At 59.4% G+C, this 16735-nt stretch carries 13 protein-coding genes; 7 read left to right on the top strand and 6 right to left on the bottom strand.

The window, feature by feature from the left end; all coding sequences use genetic code 11:
• Window positions 1–142: 142 nt before the first annotated feature.
• Complete coding sequence (locus BN873_RS09375) at window positions 143–757, top strand: c-type cytochrome (RefSeq protein ID WP_048673230.1); 615 nt, start codon at window positions 143–145, stop codon at window positions 755–757.
• A gap of 28 nt (window positions 758–785) precedes the next feature.
• Here the strand turns inward: BN873_RS09375 and BN873_RS19425 are convergent, their stop codons facing one another.
• Both BN873_RS19425 and BN873_RS20870 read right to left on the bottom strand, forming a co-directional pair.
• The gene (locus tag BN873_RS19425) at window positions 786–1088 is read right to left on the bottom strand and encodes an SUMF1/EgtB/PvdO family nonheme iron enzyme (protein ID WP_242434404.1); all 303 of its coding nucleotides are present in this window, start codon (window positions 1086–1088) and stop codon (window positions 786–788) included.
• Complete coding sequence (locus BN873_RS20870) at window positions 1009–2187, bottom strand: caspase family protein (RefSeq protein WP_053085288.1); 1179 nt, start codon at window positions 2185–2187, stop codon at window positions 1009–1011. The genes BN873_RS19425 and BN873_RS20870 overlap by 80 nt, the downstream gene beginning before the upstream one ends.
• Before the next feature lie 435 nt (window positions 2188–2622).
• Here BN873_RS20870 and BN873_RS09360 point away from each other — a divergent pair, with 435 nt between their 5' ends.
• From BN873_RS09360 to BN873_RS09345, 4 genes are all read left to right on the top strand, one after another.
• Window positions 2623–3303 (top strand): YMGG-like glycine zipper-containing protein, encoded by a 681-nt coding sequence (locus BN873_RS09360; RefSeq protein WP_048673225.1) that lies wholly within the window; start codon window positions 2623–2625, stop codon window positions 3301–3303.
• Window positions 3304–3367: 64 nt separating this feature from the next.
• Entirely contained in the window at window positions 3368–3868 is a 501-nt protein-coding gene (locus BN873_RS09355; protein ID WP_048673223.1) for a hypothetical protein, read from the top strand.
• 32 nt (window positions 3869–3900) lie between these two features.
• The gene (locus tag BN873_RS09350) at window positions 3901–4614 is read left to right on the top strand and encodes a tetratricopeptide repeat protein (RefSeq protein ID WP_048673221.1); all 714 of its coding nucleotides are present in this window, start codon (window positions 3901–3903) and stop codon (window positions 4612–4614) included.
• Window positions 4611–6002 carry a trypsin-like peptidase domain-containing protein gene (locus BN873_RS09345; protein ID WP_048673219.1) on the top strand — a complete coding sequence of 464 codons (1392 nt, stop codon included), beginning with the start codon at window positions 4611–4613 and terminating at the stop codon, window positions 6000–6002. The genes BN873_RS09350 and BN873_RS09345 overlap by 4 nt, the downstream gene beginning before the upstream one ends.
• A 41-nt stretch (window positions 6003–6043) precedes the next feature.
• On the opposite strand, the gene BN873_RS09340 is transcribed toward BN873_RS09345, so the two are convergent.
• The 3 genes from BN873_RS09340 to BN873_RS09330 are packed head-to-tail and all read right to left on the bottom strand — an operon-like array spanning window position 6044 to window position 11135.
• Window positions 6044–7774, bottom strand: coding sequence for a hypothetical protein (locus BN873_RS09340; RefSeq protein ID WP_048673217.1), 1731 nt, complete (start codon window positions 7772–7774; stop codon window positions 6044–6046).
• Window positions 7755–10139 (bottom strand): FtsW/RodA/SpoVE family cell cycle protein, encoded by a 2385-nt coding sequence (locus BN873_RS09335; RefSeq protein ID WP_048673214.1) that lies wholly within the window; start codon window positions 10137–10139, stop codon window positions 7755–7757. Before BN873_RS09335 ends, BN873_RS09340 begins: the two co-directional genes overlap by 20 nt.
• Window positions 10140–11135 (bottom strand): hypothetical protein, encoded by a 996-nt coding sequence (locus BN873_RS09330; RefSeq protein ID WP_048673212.1) that lies wholly within the window; start codon window positions 11133–11135, stop codon window positions 10140–10142.
• Between the two features lie 103 nt (window positions 11136–11238).
• Between BN873_RS09330 and BN873_RS09325 the strand changes: the two genes are divergently transcribed.
• Window positions 11239–14046, top strand: a complete 2808-nt coding sequence (locus tag BN873_RS09325) for a protein kinase domain-containing protein (protein WP_048673210.1) — start codon at window positions 11239–11241, stop codon at window positions 14044–14046.
• Between the two features lie 75 nt (window positions 14047–14121).
• On the opposite strand, the gene BN873_RS09320 is transcribed toward BN873_RS09325, so the two are convergent.
• On the bottom strand, window positions 14122–15924 hold the full coding sequence (locus tag BN873_RS09320; RefSeq protein ID WP_048673208.1) for an acyl-CoA dehydrogenase C-terminal domain-containing protein: 1803 nt from the start codon (window positions 15922–15924) through the stop codon (window positions 14122–14124).
• 433 nt (window positions 15925–16357) lie between these two features.
• Between BN873_RS09320 and BN873_RS21145 the strand changes: the two genes are divergently transcribed.
• Window positions 16358–16492, top strand: coding sequence for a hypothetical protein (locus BN873_RS21145; RefSeq protein ID WP_277921591.1), 135 nt, complete (start codon window positions 16358–16360; stop codon window positions 16490–16492).
• The last annotated feature ends 243 nt before the right edge of the window (window positions 16493–16735 follow it).

The following is a 16735-nucleotide window of genomic DNA, read 5'->3' as shown; positions in this document are numbered from 1 at the left end:
AATTTTAAGACAATTTCAGTTAACCAAGAGACCCGGCATCTCCTGACTTGTAAAAAAGCGGTGATGGCTTAGTCTTATCGCTAGACAGAAACCATATCCACCCACTTTGGCTTTAATAGCGCTAGCAATTGCGAGGTTTTCCATGATTCGATTCATACCACGACTGTTTCTGACCCTGGCCCTACTCGGCGTCTCGGCTGGCAGCGCGCAGGCCGCAGGCGATGTGGCTGCTGGCAAAGCTAAATTTGAAACGTGTACCGGTTGTCACGCCATTCCAGGCTATACCAATGCCTATCCAACCTATCATGTGCCTCGCTTGGGCGGCCAGCATCTGGATTATTTAGTAACTGCGCTGAAAGGATACCAAAGCGGCGAACGCTTTCATCCAACCATGCACGCCAACGCCGCAGTCCTAACCGAGCAAGATATTCAGAACATTGCGACGTATTTGTCTGGTCTACAGATAATCGTCACGCCCAACCCGGTGCGCGGTGACGCCGCCAGCGGCAAGAAAAAAAGTGTCTCCTGCGCGGCTTGCCATGGCCCGGACGGCAACGGCCCCATCGCTCTCTACCCGCGTCTAGCCGGCCAATACGAGGATTATCTGCAAAAAGCCTTGGAGGATTACAAATCGGGTAAGCGCACCAACCCGGTCATGAAGGGAATGGTCATCCCCCTTTCTGAGCAAGATATCGCCGACTTGGCCGCCTATTTCGCCAGCCAGACTAAAGGTCTGGGAGTCGTAGCTCACGACTGAACCGGAAAAATCCACGCTCTGATATCGTTTACGGAAGCCGCACGACCCGAAACTCCAGATCATCGCTGAGCGGATCGGCGCCCGCTCGCCAGGTGTGGCCGCGAATCGCCACAGCCTCCGGTAGCCGATCCGCGCAACGCTGTTCTTGCCCACCATAGGTCTGTCGATATTCCGAGCAGGTCCATTCCCGATCTCGGCTGGCGGGGTCCGGCGCATTCGCACCGGGCTGGAAGGCACGCTCCCACTCGGCTTCAGTCGGCAACCGGTACTGGTGGCCGGTTTTCGACGTTAACCATACCGCATAATCGGTCGCTTCCTTCCAGGTGACCACCGCCGCCCCGCGCTCCTCGTCGGTCGCAGGATAACGGTCGGCGCGGCTGGTCTCCTCGGCAAACCGGCGAAAAGCCACCAAGCTGATCGGATCGCGCGGCTGATGGCGAACCCCCCCCCGCCACGTTCACCAGTGATGGCTCCAGCGGCGCAGTGGGATTGGCCGGCGGCGGCGTGGCGGGCGTTGGGTTAGCCGATGCTGGAGTTTCTCCCGCCGGTCGAGCGGCCGACCCCGCTTGGGTGCGTGGGTCAGGTGCTGCCGTTGAACTTGGCGCAGTGCTGGCTACCGGAGCCGAGAGCGGTACGGAAGGCGTCGGATTGAAGAAAAAATCGCCGCGCAAAGAAGAGGCGACCCACGGGATTTGTGCCCCGCCGGTCTCCCGCTCCACCGCCACCAACACCTGTTTGAAGATTTGCTCCAAGCTCAGACCGGGGGTGTTCATCGCCGCCAGTAGACCGCGTGTGTAAGGGCTGTTGCGCCCATCACCTCCATCCTGGGAAATCGCACCAGGCGCGGTCGCATAGGCGATAAAGGTTCCTGCTGGCCCATCCATGCGCGCCAATCCTCGGCCCCCGGCGCCATAACCGCGCACGAAGGGATTATTGCGACAGGCATCCAAAATCACGATGTTAAGCTCGTTACCGGCGGATTCCATCGCCCGCAACACCGCCTCTGCATCCACCGCCTCGTCGGGAACCTCAAATTCCTGCCGGATATCCGCACCAACCGGAATCAAGTAGTTTTGCCCTTTAAGCTGGACGCCATGGCCAGCGTAATAAAACAGTCCAACCCCACGCTGTTGGCGCAGCCGCTGTTCAAATTCCCGCAGCGCCAGCCGCATTGACTGGCGGTCGGCATCCAAGCGTTCGATGGTCTGAAACCCCAGGTCGCGCAACTTTGCGGCCATATCCCGCGCATCGTTGACCGGATTTTTAAGGGGTGCTTCCGGGTAAGCGCCGTTTCCGATCACCAGCGCAGTACGGGGTTCGGCCCAGGCTGTGGCGGCCGCCAACAACAAGCCCAACAGCGGAATCAACCAAAAACCAAGGAACCGGCCCGGTTGGGCTGGCGAGAAGCGTGCGATACACGCGCGAGTCATGGATTTCATGCTGGAAGTAGACTGGAATTTTGCGGTTTAGCGGAGAAAGAAAAGAGTTCGCGATTGACCGTGAATGCTCGCTTAACGAAAGCCCAATCTGGACTAACGAGTCACCTCACCGGCCAGCTTACACGTCCATTCACGAACAGGCAGCGGCATTTTCTGCTCTCCCTCATTGGAAACAGTGTATCTTTTTTTGAGGTTACTGGTCTTCAGTTGCGCCAATACACCCCCAGCCGTCTGGAATGCCACCAGCATTCATTTGCCGGTACTACAATAAGTCAGTCTTACGCTCCTTCAGCAAAAGCGTTGCATGAATCTCAGGATGCATCTTGCAGCCGTCATCGCTCGATTGGCTCTCTCGTCTCACGGAATTAAGCTTTTCGTGGGTTGTCACACTATGCAATCTCTTACCACCCTGGCCTGGAGATCCCCATGCCCATCAAATCGCTAGAAAAAAATATCTTGCCCGTCATGGTCGTGGGCGCCATTTTATCCGGTTGCGCGACGACCCCGGCCGGCGATGTCACCAATGATCGACAACGGACCGTCACCGAGGGTGCCGTAGTCGGTGCGATACTGGGCGGTTTGCTCGGTGCTGCCGTCAGCGATCACGATAAAGGCAAAGGCGCACTGATCGGCGCGGCGGCGGGTGGCTTGATCGGCGCCGGGATCGGCAGCTCAGTCGCTGACCGCAAAGCTCAGTACGCGCGCGAAGAGGATTTTCTAGTCGCCGAAATCGAACGCAACGAAGAATTCATCGCCGAAGCGGATGCCCAGAATGAGGACCTTGACCGGGAGATCGCGCGACTCGACCGCGAATCGGCGCGGTTGGCCCGCGAGTATCGGGCGGGCCGGGCAACGCGCGAGTCACTCGCCACCCAGAAAGCCAGCCTGGAAAAGCAATTAGCTAAGGCCAAGCAAGTCAATCAGCTCGCGCAAACGCAACTGGCGGATGCCAAGCAAGTTCACCAAGAAGCGCGGCAGCAGCGCGGGCCGCAAGACCGGTACACTCGACAGCTTGAAACCAATGTGACGAAGCTGGAAAGAACCCGCCAGCAATCCGGGCAAAACGTCGTCAACTTGCAAAAAGTCTACGACAGCATGTCGATCTGACTGCGACCTGCTCACCTGTCACCCTACCCTACGATCTCTTTCGAGCATGAGGAGTTTTTAACCCATGACACGATTCGGCGCTTTTATCGTCTGTCTTGGCTTAGCACTGGCCGGCTGCGCCACTGACCCCGGCAATGATCCCCATTCGGACGGTTTTTTCGGTGGCGTGCGTGGCCTGACATCCGGCGATTACGACGCTCGTCAACAGCAGTTGCACGGCGAGCGGAATCAATCTCTGAGCGAGTTACGTGCCCTGCGCGAGGAAAACGAGTCATTGGAAAGTACCCGCCGCATGAAGGCCGACGAGGTGGCTGTGCAACGGCGCGAGCTGGCCTCGCTTAAAGCCCGTAATCAGGCAATGGCCAGGAGAATTGATCAACTGGCGCGATCCAAGTCGGCTACGGAACGGCACACCGCGCAACTCCGCCACCAGCAGCAGCAAAAACTAGCCCAAAACATCCGCAAGTTTGAATCAGATCTCGATATGGGCCAGTTGACCGCCACCCAAGCCAATGCGCGGCGCCTTAGCTTGGAGCGCGAGTACAACGCGATTAAAGAGTTGTAAGCTCCGGCGATTGGCTGCCAGCGGTTTACGCCATGTACAACACCCTTTGCGTCGCCCTGGTGCCGTTGTTGGCCATCGGGGCGGGCGTCTTACCGGCGAGTGCGCAGACGACCGACCAAAATCGCTATTACATCCAGCAGATGATTGAATTGGCAGCCAACAACGATGAGCACGGCCTCACTGCCACGCAGCAGGTGCTGGCGCAAAGCCCCAAACCTCAGCCCAAGGATGCTGTCGGGGCGCGGGCCGCTTTCGAGCGTGGACGCGCCTTGCTGGAACAAGATCAGCTAGATGCCGCCCTAACCGCCTTGCGGCAAGCCAGCCAATCTGATCCCAGCAACGTCGAAGCGCTCAATTATCTAGGCTTGGCTTATCGCAAACTCAATCGGCTGCCAGAGGCCGAAGCCGCTTTACAGCAGACACTTGCCTTAGAGCCAACCCGCGCAGTGGCTTGGTTTCAACTCGCTCAGGTGTATGGGCTGCAAAACGATACCCGGCGCGCGGTGGGCGCCTTGGCCAATACCTATCGTTTTGCCGAGAATCCGATGCGGGCGGAGGAAATCCTGCGCAACATCGCGGAAAACGAGGCGGCTGATACCCTACGCAATGCTGCACTGGACACGCTGCGCCTCTACAAGCTTCCCGTGGCTACCCCCATCGTCCCGCCATTGCCGACCAATCCAGGCATCCGCCCGCTTAACTCCCGGTCTCGTTCGACCCAGGCCCAGCGCTCGGCAGCCTCATGAAACCTAGTTGGGCTGTGCTGGTGTTGGTGGTAGGGTTAAGCCACCTCGCGTCGGCTGGTGCGGCCAGTCCATATGAAACCATCAATTATCACGTTCAGCAGATGATCGCTCAGGCGGTCAGCAGCGACTCAACCGGTGTCCAGGCATTCCGAGAGCAACTGGAAAATCTGCCCCGACCTAAAGCAGGCGACTCGGCTAAAGCTCGCCCCTTACAACAGCGGGGTTTGGAGCAGTTGACCCGCAATGCCCTCAAGGAAGCGTTGGCCACCTTCCGGCAGGCGTTCATCGCCGATCCGACTGATCCAGAAATCGCCAGCCAACTCGCGCGCACCTACCTACGCTTAGAACGTTTTAAGGAAGCCGAACGCTTGTCGATCTATACCCTTTCCCTGGCGCCCACCCACGCGATAACTTGGCTTGGGTTGGGCGAGATCTACGGGCAAATGGGTGATGCCAGCCGGGCCGGTGGGGCTTTCGCCAACGCCTATCGCTTCGCCAGCGATCCACCCCAACTGACCGAGCGCTTGCGGCAGCTAGCGACCATCCATCCCACCGAGGCGGTGCGAGCGAGTGCCCAGCAGGCGCTCCAAACCATCAAAACGACCATAACCCCGCAACCGTCCGCCGCGCCGGTCTTGGCGCCCAAAACCTCTCCAGCAACCTCGGCTGTGCCGCCAGATCCCACAATCGCTGATACAGCCGTAACCGCAACACACCCTACAGAACCCTTCCCCAACAACGCCATACCGCTGAGCGCTCCCAGCGCCTCAACGCAAGAGCCAAACACCGCCAATCCGGGACAACGTATCTACCGGCAAAGCATTCCCCGTACGTGCCTGATCGTCACTTCCCGCAATGGTAAAACCGATAATCTGGGCAGCGGCTTGCTGGTATCGGCCGATGGCTTAGTCATTACCAATGATCACGTCATCGAAAAAGCCGATAACCTGGCCGTCAAATGTGGCGAACGCGAATCGACAGCCAGCGTGCGCAAACGCAGTAAGCAGCCGGATTTAGCCCTGCTGGCCACCTCGCTCAAAAACGGCGAAAGCTTCATCTTTAACGAAGCCTACAGCCAGGATCTGATCGGCCGCGACGTGTTCGTCATCGGTAATCCCTACGGACTGGAAGGCACCTTCTCGACGGGAGTCATCAGCGGGCTACGTGAAATCGACGGAGTGCGCTACATCCAGATTTCAGCACCCATCAGCCCTGGCAACAGCGGTGGGCCGGTAATCTTGCAGGACGGCACGGTGATCGGCATCGCCGCCATGGTGCTTAAAAAGGGGCAGAATCTCAATTTCGCCATCGCATCCAGCGAGGTGATCGTATCAGGCTTATTCGATCCCGCTCGGATGCAGAGTCGGCCTCTGGTGAAAGAACCGTAACCGATCCTCCCAGGCACCCTCGCGGCCTGTAGTCCGTCCGATCACCCCAGTTCCCCAAGCGCCAACACATAGCTACCGACCACCAGCAATTCTCCCGGCTTGGCCGTGGTAGCGGTATCGACGCCCGGACTGAGCACATCCAGCAAATCCCCGGTCGGGTTCAGCCGGTAAACGGGCATATTCTGACTTTCCAACTGCACCCACCAGTCCTCCTGGCGAGCCTGTAACTGCAAATGTCGGCGCGATAAACCCAAATACTCAGCGCTGATACCGACAGTTTTGGGTGAATTGCCATCCCAGCGTAACGAGCGTGGATCGGCCAACAAACGAGGGGCAATGTCCGCTTCCGAGCCACGCCCGAAGCTGACCGTCCGGTCGCGTGGCACCGGCAGCGCCAGCGGCGCGGGCAATAGCATCCAACCTGCGTAATGGACATCCATCGGCGGTGGCGCATCGTGTAGCTCCAACTCCAGTTCAGGAAGGGGTCGCCACACACCCGGCAACGCCAACGGCGTTGATAACCCGACGACCTCCCCGAAGACCCGATCCATGTTATCAACCCGCAGCCAGGCCACCGTATCGGGATGGCCACCCGCCACCATAGCGCCGGCGCGGTTAAAACTGATGCGCCAATCGGTGATTCCGGCCGAGGCATACGTCGATAGCCGCTGTAACGCCACACCCGCCACCCGGATGACCGTCGCCGGCCGTTGGGGAATCCAGGTCATCTGTTCTTGCAGGATCACCGCAGCCGCTTCAGGACTCGTTGACAGTTTCGGCAACGTCGGTGGTGGAGTCGGCCATTCCGCCACCGATTCGAACGGGCCACCTAATTCGGCGGCAAAGCCCAATACCGGTTCGCGCCGCCCCCAGGGATCGGTCACGGGATAATCCATGTCAGCGGTAGCCGGTGACCGCTCCGGTATCACAACCGACTCGGCCACTATCGCGCCGACGATGGCTGGATTTGGCCGGACAGTCGTCGTAACCACCCGATTCTCCCGGATCACCGTGCTGTCTACCCCAGCGATGCGCACCACCCGCAAACGCAACACGCGGTTACGGCGGTCTCGCACCACGAAGCCACCCTCGCCGTCGTCGGTCAGATTGAGGCAACCTGGCGGGTCGGCCAACACATCCACCAAGGATGAGACCGGGCCGGGGCGCAGCATCACCAACACCGATTCCCCATTCGGAAACGGCCAGCCAGGCACCGCGAAGCTACCGGCTCGCCGGTCACCGCTTAGCAAGGTCAAGCGCTGGCCTGCATAGATGACTCCCAATTGCCGCCAATCGCTCTGCCCTTCTCCAGTGGCTTGGATATGAAACGCGGGCACTTCGTCCTCAGCCGGCAGATAAATGGCCCGACCAAATAGAAATTGCACCTCGCCGGTTCGCAACACCGGATCACCTTCCAAGCGATAACGGACGGTGGCGTTTTCCCCCAATTGACGGCCTAGATCCCGTTGATGAAGCCGGTGCAGCTCTCGTAGCAATACGTCCCGACGGGCGCCCTCGTCCAGTCGATCATCACGCAGATAGTCCCGTTCGGGAAGGCGGGCAACGACATGGCTATAGCAGGTTTCCTTATGGTGGTGCCCGTAGGGCGCGCGGAGGTGGCGTTTCAGCGCTTCCAATAAAAAAACTCCCTCCTGGCCACCCCGCACCCGCTCCCACAGCAGTTCCACATTGAATACGTCTGGTACCTTGCGCAAGGTGGCGCAAACAACGTAATCAGAGACGACCAACGCATCAGTGGGAGTCGGTATCATGGTTCTTTTCCTCGGCCGCGACGGCCAACGCGATGATCGGCAAGACAAATAATACAAGATGACTGCCGGCAGCCGAGAGTAGCGACATCGGCTGGCCCATCACCGGCAAGAAACCCAGGTTGGTTCCCCAGGAAATCAGAAAATGCGCCCCCAGCAGGGCGGCACCACTGCACAAAGTAAAATAGGCGAACCCGCCGAACATCCCCGGTCGGTAACCGCCAGGCCAATCGCGCCCCAAGGCACGGTCAGCAATCAAGATTAATAGCGCAACGAGCATCGCTTGCAAGCCCGCCAGAATTAAACCGGCCAGACCACCGTAGCGGTTCAGAAAAAAGGCCGGTGCAAAATCGCTTTCCACGACCGGAACCGCCATCGCCCGGCCGTTGGCTGGCTCGCTCCAGACCGTTCCCGTCCAACCACCCGCCCGAATTGCCTCCAACGCCCGTCTTAATTGGTAACCGGCATGTGGATATTGTTCTGGCGCCGCCCATACCCGAATCCGGTCCATTTGAAAATCCAGCGAGAGCGTCTCCGGGCGGGTTTGCAGCCAAGCCAATCCCCAGACAAATGCGCAAGCCAGGCTAATGACGGCAATCTGCCCAAACCAGCGCCAAAGCGGCAGCGGATGCACCCGCAAATAAGCCCAAATTAGCGCCAGACCCCAGAACAACAACAGCATGAAGGGCGAGAAGTCGCGGAGGAACAGGAAAATAAAACTACAGACTGCCCCCAACAACCCCAGAGGCCCCAGATAATGCAGCCAAGGCACAGCGCGCTGGTAACTCCAGCCATGCACTGGGGAGCGGCCACGCAAGGTCAGCGCGCGCGCCGCCGCCGCGACGAGAACCAGTTGGCTGAACTCGAACGGCTGCCAACCTGCCCAACCCCCTTCATCCCCAACCACCACTTGGGTCACCAACAACCCCAATGAGCCGGCGCATAACCCGCCTAAAATCCAACTAAACCGCCGCTCGGTCAGCCAACCGGGCGGGGGTAGCCAGTAGCGCCGACCGTGCCAGCCAGCCCAGCTCAACCAGCCGAAAGCGCCGGCCAGCGCCGCAGCGCTGCTCCCATAGCGGTGCCAGCCGCTTTCCTCAACCCCCGCTCCCAACTGCAACAAAGCCATCAGCCCACCGCCCAGCAATAAAGCCAGCACAGCCAGCAAGCCAAGGCTCCATCGTGAGCGCACCGTGTGCAACCAGACTAACAGCGCCGGCCAGGTGATTAAATAGGGCCATAAAATCGGCACCACCAACACTTGAACATACAGCCCAAGGCATAGGCTGCCCAGTGCCAAGCCTATCGCTATGCGTTCTGACGCTCGGAGAACGAGCCGACGCCAATAACACAACCCAACCACCCCAAACAACAACGCCACCATCCAACCAAACCGCTGCATGCTCACCCACGGTTCGGCCGGCCACAACCAAGCCGGCCCACCCCAAGCCACCGATACCGTCGGCGGCAGAGCGGGCAACTGTACCCCGACCAAGTGGCGCTGGACACGGGCCACCGGTGCCAACAAAAGAGCCGATCCGGCCTCAAGCACCCGATACTGAGTGCGGCCGACCGCCAAGCCATCACCGGCAGTCAACGGCACTGAATGACGCCATAAGGGCACAGCAGCGGCAGTGCCGGTAGCCACCGTGACTGGCGGGCCATCCGGCTGCCCGGCGCCACCCAGGCGCAGACTGAATCCCATACCCGTTGGCTGAATTTCGGCGGTATCAATGGGTATATCAACCAACCCCAACCGATCCGCGCAATACACGCCACCCCCCAAACGTAGCGGCCGCCGAGTCAACCCCAACGACAACCCCACCGTAGCGAGCCATCCGCGCAAACGGTCGCGCCAACCCTGGCGGCATTCTGGCAAAAACCGATCATCCCGCTGGAGGTGCCAGCCGTTGTACTGCCAAAGCCACCCCCCCTGGCGCAGGATTAAACGATTTTTTTCCGCAGCCAGCACCGCCACGGTGTGTGCGCCTACCGTAAATGAAGTGCCCGCTGTCAGTGGCCATTGCCGAATGGGTCGTGATTGGGCCTCATACGCCGGTCGCCACCAGACCGGGCTGCCGGCGGACAGGTTTCTCAGCAACCAGCTACCGGTCATATCACGACGCAATAGGAGCTGTTCGCTATCCGCTTGCGGGGCTTGCAACGTGTCGCGTCCTAGCGTGAGAGCCTGGCCAGGCGCTAAGGTGACCCGTAATAGCCGTAGCTCCAGCCAGTTTGGCGACCCCCCTGCCGTCCACAAAATCCCCAACACCGGCAGAAACCAGAGCGCAAACAGCCCCCATCGGCCATCCAATGCGATCCAGCGAATCAACGATTTCGCTTTAACAGCCAGCGGCGGAATCACCATTTAGTCTTTACTCGTGACCGCCCACATCCGCCAGCCAGACTCTTCAGGCAAAGCAGCCTGCCGCTCTCGCCAGATCAGCCGCTCACCCTCCCGTCGAATGCGGCCTGAGCCGTAGGGCAAAAATCCAGGGGCCGTATCGGCCGGTAACGGTAAAACACTGACCTCTAATCCTGTCGCTCCCGCCGCCAGTTCCAGCCGCAGCCAACGGGCGACGGCATCCGATTCGGCGCACGACGCATCTTGCAGACAACGTGACTCACTTTCGATCAATCTCCCTCCGCTGACCAGCGTCATCTCACCCACCACGATTAGCTCCAACTGCTCACCCCCGCTTGCGGGCTGTGGCCAGACCAACTGAAAGTGTACCGGGGAACGGCCTTCCCATGCAGGCCAACGCGCCACTCGACGCCAGGGTTGCCAATCGGTCGTCTGCTCGGCTAAGAGTCGATCTAGAGACGCCGGCATGGTCCCGGTGAGCGTCAAGGGTGCTCCGGCCCAATCGGCCTGCCATACCCCCTCAATGCCCGGAACCGCTCGCCACCGGATCGCTGCCAATAGCTGGCGCGCGTTATAAGCGTCCACTTGTCGGCGCACATAGCGGCCAGCAGCGTTGAAATGCAATACCCTATGCAATCGACTGACGCGCTCGTCCCACACGCCATCCACCCAATCGCACTCGGCAGCGCGCGGAACCACCAAATCGGGGTGAAGACCGGCGTAAGCCCGCCGCAACGGCAGATCGGCCGGTGCCACGGCGATCCGGCCATCCGCCTGCAATCGCAGTAAGCCGGCGGCTAGCGCCTGTTCGAACAACAGGGCATCCTCACGCGGTGGCGGCGTTTTCACCGCTGTCTTGGGCAAAGCACTCGGCCGAACGTAAATCGCGGCTAGCCGTTGATAGAGCAAACCGACACAAACGGCGATAAAAACCGTCACTAGCAGTACCGAAAAGATTCGAGGCTGGCCCATGAGATTCAGTTTTGGTATGGGTTCCATGTGGAATAGTGTCAAAATAGCAAGACTTCATGACCCCGACGCACGCAAGCCAGTTGACTGGCCAGTCAGGCTGTCCTGAGGACGATACTCCGGAGAACTTTCCATGCAGAACGGCCAACCGATCCTCATTAACGGCCGGGAATACCGGCTCGACGGCGTATTATCGACCGGAGCCGGTAGTTACGGTCAGGTTTGGGCGGCTACCGATCCCGCCGGCCGGTCGGTTGCCTTAAAATTTATCAATGCCGAGGCCATGTCGCAGGCCGATCCCAGCCTGCACGGCCACTGGCGTGCTCACCTGCAACGCGAAATCGATTTCCTCGGAGACCTGGAATCCCCCCGATCCCGGCACATCATCGCCTTGCTCGATCACGGCCAAGCCGACGGCCAGCCGGTCTTGGTTCTAGAACGGCTACAGGCCAACTTGGGCCAATGGCTATTCCAACTGCGCCGCGATGGTGCCACACCCCCCGATCTCAACCGCATTCTCGATTGGACCGGGCAGATTCTTGATGGACTGGATGTTATCCATCGTGCCGGCTTTGTCTACCGTGATTTAAAATTCAGCAATATTTTAGTGGATGCCGAGGGAGCGCTGCTCAAACTGGCGGATTTCGGCTCGCTCAAACGCGAGGACGGCGACAGCACCAGCTCCTGTATCGGCACTCCGGCCACCATGGCGCCGGAACAAATTCTCCCGATCCGCCAAGGCGAGAACGGCTATGAGTACGCCGTTGATTTCCGCGCGGATTATTATGCCCTGGGGTTATTGCTCTTTACGCTGCTGACCGGACAAGCCACCACGGCGGCCCAGCGACGCCTCGGCCAGTTGCTGGCGATGTACGGCCAGGAAGGCGCCAGCAATCACCGCACCGAACTTGGCGGTTTGACCGACGAGGAGCGGATCTTACTGCGACGCGCTATCGAGTTCTGGACCGTGCCGGTCAACCCAGAGCAAGTCCAGGGCGGCGCGGCAACGCTGTTGATTGACCTGCTCACCCGTCTGTTGGCGCGAGACCCGGCCGAGCGCCCCAGCGCCAGCAGCGACATTCGCACGGTGCTTGCCACCCTACATTCCGGTCATGTGAGCACTCCGTCATTTGCGCCCTATAGACTGACGCTGCCGCCGGATACACCACCCAATCGACCTCATCGGCCAATCCGGCGCATGGCTTCCCCAACGCGACCTGCCGGGTTAAAGCGCGCCGTCGGTCTGATCGGTGCGGCGGGACTCGCCGGTGCTCTGGCTTGGGCAACTGTCATTCGCCCCATCATCCAAGCACCGCCATCCACCGAGCCAACTCAGGTTGCCCCATCCGCTCCGGTCGTGTCCGCACCTTCGGCCATAGCACCAGCGCCCGCTATGCCCGCCAACCCAACTCCCCAGCTTGCCACTAAACCACAGCAGCCCGAACCGTCGCCTGCCCCAACGCCCGCGACTGGTTCTGTTAATCCCGAAACTTCGGCTGCACCGACCACCGCGCTGGCGCCATCCCCGACTGCCCCGCTCACTGCTCCACCGGCGCAAGTCGAGCCACCTGAGTCAACGCCACCGCCAGCGGCTGAACCCGCTGTCGCTAACACGCCTAAGCCACCGGCTACCGGCTCTGACCCGGAAGCCGGAATTTCTTCAGCCGAGGCGGTGGGAAGCGCCGACAAACCGATGGAGGGGCACGAGCCTGATCCAGAAGCCGCCCCAATAACCACCACGGCAAAACCGACCGAAGTGCAACCTTCGATCATCGCACCGACTGAAGCGACGGCTCGATCTGAACCTAAACCATCCGCAACCAAATCAGCACCGGAAACGCCGGTCGTGCCGATGCAGCCACCTGGCAAAAAAGTGGCTACACCTCACCCAGAAAAAACCGGCGTGAGACCCCTAGACGCTTCGATGACCAGCAAACCTCATGCTGACAATGCGGGTACAACGACTGCCATTGAGCGCTCGCGGACGAAAACGAATACCACGAGAAAAACGCTCGCTGACAGAGTGCCCAAGCCTGCATCGACCGCTGTGGATACGACCACAAAACGCAACAGAGCACCGGCTCCAGAGATCGCTTCTCGCCCGCCGCCACGTCCGGTTACGAAGATATCACCGCCCTTCTCCAACACGGTGAAACCCGATCATCAATCCCTTGAGCCTGCCCCGCCGCTGGCTGCGCCGCGTCGGCTGCCCGCGCCCACTAAGGACACTGAACGCCGCACAACAGAAATAACCGCGTCTCCCTCAAGTAGCGCACCGGCTGCCCCCAAAGTGGCATCGCCCAAGGCTGCCTATCCCAGTCGCCACAATCCTGACTTACCAGCCATTGAGCTGATTAGTACCACTAACAGCCCCAAGACGTTATCGACCCCGGTACAGCCCCCCATCAAACCAGTCAATCGCCCCAATCTCAAAGCTGCACCGCCAGGCGATACCATACCGCCCATCGATCTGGTCAGCCGCCCACAGCGACCGTCGCCGCCGGCACCGCCACCTCGGCCTGAGCCCCCCCTTCCCCGGCATATCGTCGCTACCAGAACTCCCCCACCAGAGCCGATTCCTCCACCCCGCACCCGGTTGGCTCGTCCCACCGATCCGATCCGTGCCTTTCAAGAAGATGCCGGTCGCGCCGCTAACAATCTTCGCCGCGAAGCGGAAAATATTAGTGATTGGGCCAAGCGCACCGGTTCGTCAGTGGGGACCGAAATACGGCGCAGCCTCGATAGCGCCAACCAAGCAATCAGTGGTTTGGTTGGCAACTGCACCCCGGCCAATGGATGTCAGCCGGCTCGCCGGGTCGAGCGCCGCGACCGTTGGTCGCAGACCAACGACGGTATGACTCCAAACCCTCCGTCTCCCGGATTCCGCGATGGCGCTGGACTGGATGGGCCACCGGTGCGAAGGCCACCCGCCTACCGCTAAGAACCCTGGAAAACCTCCCTGGTGAGGATCAGTGCTGCCACCATCAGTGCAAGCGCGCGACACCGATGACAAGCGTTAGAATGCCTCGGCGGGCAGGATCATCAGCGAATCGGCCCCAGCCTGAATCTTGGCCAAATGAGCCGCCGTTTCCGGCAGGATCTTCTCCATGAAGAACTGAGCACAGACGACTTTGTTTTGATAAAACGCTCGGTCAAAGCTGTCGTCATCGGGATTGGAAAGCTTATTTTTACAGACACGGGCGACTTGCGCCCACTGGTAACCCAGCGCCACCAACGCCACCAGATACAAATAATCCATCGACACAGCGCCCCCATTATCGGGATTGGAAACCGCGTGCCGCATCAGCCATTGCGTGGCCGTCACCAAGCGTTCCAGGGCATCCGCTAGGGGTTTGACGAACGGCGACAACGCTGCGTTATCGGTATATTTTTCGCAAAAACCTCGCACGATTCCGAATACCAATTGGATGGCCCGGCCCTTATGAGCGGGTAATTTGCGACCGACCAAATCCAGGGCCTGAATCCCATTGGCGCCCTCGTAAATTTGGGCGATGCGGGCGTCACGGACAAACTGCTCCATGCCTGAGGCGACGATGTAGCCATGGCCACCCAGGCATTGCAGGCATAAGTTCGTTGAGACGAACCCCATGTCGGTGAAATACGCCTTCATAACCGGCGTGAGCAGCCCCAGCAAATCTTCTGCTTTCTGGCGAGCCTCGGCGTCGGGATGTTTTCGGATGATGTCCACCGTCACGCCAGCCCAGTATGCCAACGCCCGCGCGCCTTCCTGGAAAACTTTGACCGTCATCAGCATCCGGCGGATGTCTGGATGGACGATCAGCGGATCGGCGGCTTGGTCTGGGTATTGCGCACCCCTCAATGAGCGGCCTTGCAGCCGTTCCTTGCAGTACTGGAGCGCATTCTGGTAGGCCACTTCGGCTTGGCTTAAGCCCTGCACCGCGACCGCCAGCCGTGCGGCGTTCATCATGATGAACATGGTCGGCAATCCCTGATGCGCCTCACCGAGCAAATAGCCGATTGCGCCATCGTAGTTCATGAGGCAGGTCGCATTGCCATGAATGCCCATCTTCTCTTCGATGGCGCCACAGCTCAGCGCATTCCGCGCGCCCAGCCGGCCATCGGCTTCCACCCGATACTTCGGCACGATGAACAGGCTAATCCCCTTAACCCCATCCGGGCCGCCGGGAATCCTCGCCAATACCAAATGCACGATATTTTCGGTTAGGTCGTGCTCACCGGCCGAGATAAAAATCTTGGTGCCGGTGATGCGATAACTCCCGTCTGCTTGCGGTTCGGCTTTGCTCCGCAACAGCCCCAAGTCGGTACCGCAATGGGGTTCGGTCAGGTTCATGGTGCCGGTCCAACGGCCAGAAATCATGCTGGGCAGGAACAGCGCCTTTTGCTCGTCGCTGCCAGCGATTTCGATGGCTTCGATAGCGCCGGTGGTCAAACCGGGATACATGGTAAACGCCATGTTGGCCGACGCCATCATCTCGCTGACTGCCAACCCCAAAACATAGGGTAATCCCTGACCGCCGTAATCGGGGTGGCCGATCAGGCTGGGCCAGCCGCCCTCCGCCACAGCCGTGTAGGCGTCCTTGAAACCGGGCGGCGTGAAGACTACCCCGTTTTCCAGCCGACAACCTTCCCGGTCACCAATGGCATTCAGCGGCTGCAACACGTCCTCGCTAAGCCGCGCAGCCTCTGCCAAAATCGCTGCCACTGTTTCAGGCGTGGCCTCGGCAAAACCAGGCAAGGTGGCGACGTAACGGTCGATCTTGAGCAATTCGTGGATAACGAACTGCATGTCACGCACGGGGGCGGTATAACTGGGCATGAGTACGCTCCTGTGCCGTCGCTAAAACCGACGGTTCAAGAAAACCCTAAAAACTCATTGAATTCTTTAATGGTAGCGCAAATTTTTAGCCGTGATAGGGGCCGTTCTCCCCATGATCGTATGGCACCGGCCAGGAACGCCGCATAACGACTGTCAGGTTTTTTTTACAGCCGGACAGGGTGAGTACCGCCCACCTTCACCGTCATTCGAACACCACCGAAACGGCGGGCCATGTTCGCCTACATCCTTCTATCCTTCTGAAATGCATTAATTTTCTTGATTTTTCGTTAATAAGATTAGGAGTTACGCAGTTGTATCTCTAACGCTCTGATTTTAAAAGAAATCGATTTGTACCGCAGACAACAGAGATCATCTATTAATCAATCACTTAGAATTTCAACTGCGTAACTCCTAAAGATGTACAATTGTCAGAATGAATATTGTCCCTGACACCAACATTTTTCTGGCCAGCGTGCTTGATGAACCAGAAAAACAGCAAATCATTGAATTGACAATGGGCAGCTATCTTACCACCTATCAGTTTCTCATCACGGTGCAAGCAGGGTAGAAGGGGGGTAAGGGTTGGTGCATTTGGAGCCGTCTTTGGAGCAACCGTAGACCGCGTTTAAACCAGGAGAGCATGCTGCGTCCGATTTTCTTAAAGGTCCAATGGTGGGGATCGGTCTGTTCCTGGGTTTTTTTTCGAGCGGGGTCGGGTGCTGGCGGGCCTCCTCTTGCCCGGCGCGTACGCACCAGTGCATGGCGAGCGCCATGATCAACACGAGGCGATCCAAGCGATCCGGGGCCTGAA

Source organism: Candidatus Competibacter denitrificans Run_A_D11 (genome assembly GCF_001051235.1).
GTDB classification, from domain to species: Bacteria; Pseudomonadota; Gammaproteobacteria; order Competibacterales; family Competibacteraceae; genus Competibacter_A; species Competibacter_A denitrificans.
The sequence above is the reverse complement of the archived record's forward strand: the minus strand, read 5'-3'. Positions and strand labels throughout refer to the sequence as shown.

Excerpts from the sequence above, each read along its gene's own strand:
- BN873_RS09375 (WP_048673230.1), top strand. The coding sequence starts at position 143 with ATGATTCGATTCATACCACGACTGTTTCTGACCCTGGCCCTACTCGGC.
- BN873_RS20870 (WP_053085288.1), bottom strand. The coding sequence starts at position 2,187 with ATGACTCGCGCGTGTATCGCACGCTTCTCGCCAGCCCAACCGGGCCGG.
- BN873_RS09360 (WP_048673225.1), top strand. The coding sequence starts at position 2,623 with ATGCCCATCAAATCGCTAGAAAAAAATATCTTGCCCGTCATGGTCGTG.
- BN873_RS09355 (WP_048673223.1), top strand. The coding sequence starts at position 3,368 with ATGACACGATTCGGCGCTTTTATCGTCTGTCTTGGCTTAGCACTGGCC.
- BN873_RS09350 (WP_048673221.1), top strand. The coding sequence starts at position 3,901 with ATGTACAACACCCTTTGCGTCGCCCTGGTGCCGTTGTTGGCCATCGGG.
- BN873_RS09345 (WP_048673219.1), top strand. The coding sequence starts at position 4,611 with ATGAAACCTAGTTGGGCTGTGCTGGTGTTGGTGGTAGGGTTAAGCCAC.
- BN873_RS09340 (WP_048673217.1), bottom strand. The coding sequence starts at position 7,774 with ATGATACCGACTCCCACTGATGCGTTGGTCGTCTCTGATTACGTTGTT.
- BN873_RS09335 (WP_048673214.1), bottom strand. The coding sequence starts at position 10,139 with ATGGTGATTCCGCCGCTGGCTGTTAAAGCGAAATCGTTGATTCGCTGG.
- BN873_RS09330 (WP_048673212.1), bottom strand. The coding sequence starts at position 11,135 with ATGGAACCCATACCAAAACTGAATCTCATGGGCCAGCCTCGAATCTTT.
- BN873_RS09325 (WP_048673210.1), top strand. The coding sequence starts at position 11,239 with ATGCAGAACGGCCAACCGATCCTCATTAACGGCCGGGAATACCGGCTC.
- BN873_RS09320 (WP_048673208.1), bottom strand. The coding sequence starts at position 15,924 with ATGCCCAGTTATACCGCCCCCGTGCGTGACATGCAGTTCGTTATCCAC.
- BN873_RS21145 (WP_277921591.1), top strand. The coding sequence starts at position 16,358 with ATGAATATTGTCCCTGACACCAACATTTTTCTGGCCAGCGTGCTTGAT.